Genomic DNA, 2,005 nt, shown 5'->3' with positions numbered 1-2,005 from the left:
CCCGGCGGTGGCGGCGTCGCCCGCACCGTACGCCTCATGGGCATCACCGACGCCCTCCTCAAGGTGCTGCTCCAGGGCACCCAGTACAACCCGAGGCGCGCACTCGACAACGGACTCGTGCACGAGCTGGCCGCGACCCACGAGGAGATGATGGACAAGGCCATCGCCTTCATCGACGCCCATCCGGAGTCCCGCCAGCCCTGGGACGTCCCCGGCTACAAGATCCCCGGCGGCACCCCGTCCAACCCGAAGTTCGCGGCCAACCTGCCGGCCTTCCCGGCCAACCTGCGCAAGCAGCTGAACGGCGCCCCCTACCCGGCCCCGCGCAACATCATGGCCGCCGCCGTCGAGGGCTCCCAGGTCGACTTCGAGACCGCGCAGGTCATCGAGTCCCGGTACTTCACCGAGCTGGTCACAGGACAGACCGCGAAGAACATGATCCAGGCGTTCTTCTTCGACCTCCAGGCCGTGAACTCCGGCGCCGGCCGCCCCAAGGACGTCGGGAGGCGCCAGGTCCGCAAGGTCGCCGTCCTCGGCGCGGGCATGATGGGCGCCGGCATCGCGTACTCCTGCGCCCGCGCCGGCATCGAGGTCGTCCTCAAGGACGTCTCCGCCGAGTCCGCGGCCAAGGGCAAGGCGTACTCCGAGAAGCTCTGCGCCAAGGCCGTCTCCCGGGGCCGCACCACCCAGGAGAAGGCCGACGCCCTCCTCGCCCGCATCACGCCCACCGCCGAGGCCGCCGACCTCGCCGGCTGCGACGCCGTCATCGAGGCCGTCTTCGAGGACACCGCCCTCAAGCACAAGGTCTTCCAGGAGATCCAGGAGATCGTCGCCCCCGACGCGCTGCTGTGCTCCAACACCTCCACCCTGCCGATCACCGTCCTCGCCGAGGGCGTGGAGCGCCAGGCCGACTTCATCGGCCTGCACTTCTTCTCGCCGGTCGACAAGATGCCGCTGGTCGAGATCATCAAGGGCGAGCGGACCGGCGACGAGGCCCTCGCCCGCGCCTTCGACCTGGTCCGGCAGATCAACAAGACCCCGATCGTCGTCAACGACTCGCGCGGCTTCTTCACCTCCCGCGTCATCGGCCACTTCATCAACGAGGGCGTGGCCATGGTCGGCGAGGGCATCGAGCCCGCCTCCGTCGAGCAGGCCGCCGCCCAGGCCGGCTACCCGGCGAAGGTCCTCTCCCTCATGGACGAGCTGACCCTCACCCTGCCGCGCAAGATCCGCAACGAGACCAGGAAGGCCGTCGAGGAGGCGGGCGGCACCTGGACCACCCACCCGGGCGAGGCCGTCATCGACCGCATGGTCGACGAGTTCGGCCGCCCGGGCCGCAGCGGAGGCGCCGGGTTCTACGAGTACGGGGAGGACGGCAGGCGGGGCCGCCTGTGGCCGGGCCTGCGCGAGCACTTCACCAAGCCGGGGTACGAGATCCCGTTCCGCGACATGCAGGAGCGGATGCTGTTCGCCGAGGCGCTGGACACCGTCCGGCTCCTGGAGGAGGGTGTCCTGACCTCGGTCGCCGACGCCAACATCGGCTCCGTCATGGGCATCGGCTTCCCCGCCTGGACCGGCGGAGCGCTCCAGTACATCAACGGTTACGAGGGGGGTGTCGCGGGCTTCGCGGAGCGGGCGCGCGAGCTGGCCGCGACCTACGGCGAGCGGTTCACCCCGCCCGCGCTGCTGGTGCGGAAGGCCGAGCGGGGCGAGGTCTTCACCGACTCCTGAACGCCGTCCTCAGCTCCTCGCTGAGTGAGCGCTGGAAGGCGGTGACGAGGGCCTGGATCACCATCGGCTGCATGTGCGCCGAGAGCGACTTCATCGCGGTCAGGTGGTCCGGGTCCTCGCCGCTCTCCCGGTACGGGTTCCACACCTGCTCCTGGAAGAGGCGGGCCAGCTCCTGGGCGGCGGCCCGCGCGTGCTCCAGGAGCACGGTGCGGGAGGCGAGGATCGTCTCGTGGTCGATCGGCACGTCGAGCAGCTCCACGCCGAGCCGCAGCAG

General features: G+C 70.5%; 1 protein-coding gene and 1 pseudogene. One reads left to right on the top strand and one right to left on the bottom strand.

Translation table 11 applies throughout. From position 1 onward, the window contains the following. Positions 1-1,731 (top strand): 3-hydroxyacyl-CoA dehydrogenase NAD-binding domain-containing protein (locus tag RIF68_RS35360; protein WP_309055680.1); only part of this gene is annotated, 1,731 nt, incomplete at its 5' end. Here RIF68_RS35360 and RIF68_RS35355 read toward each other — a convergent pair. Further along, a pseudogene (locus RIF68_RS35355) lies at positions 1,718-2,005 on the bottom strand (transcriptional regulator); the annotation flags it as partial. The gene RIF68_RS35360 and the pseudogene RIF68_RS35355 overlap by 14 nt on opposite strands.

The organism is Streptomyces sp. (assembly GCF_031178505.1).
In the GTDB taxonomy this organism is placed as follows: domain Bacteria; phylum Actinomycetota; class Actinomycetes; order Streptomycetales; family Streptomycetaceae; genus Streptomyces; species Streptomyces gulbargensis.
Note: the sequence above shows the minus strand (reverse complement) of the source record. Positions and strands in the feature narration are given on the sequence as shown.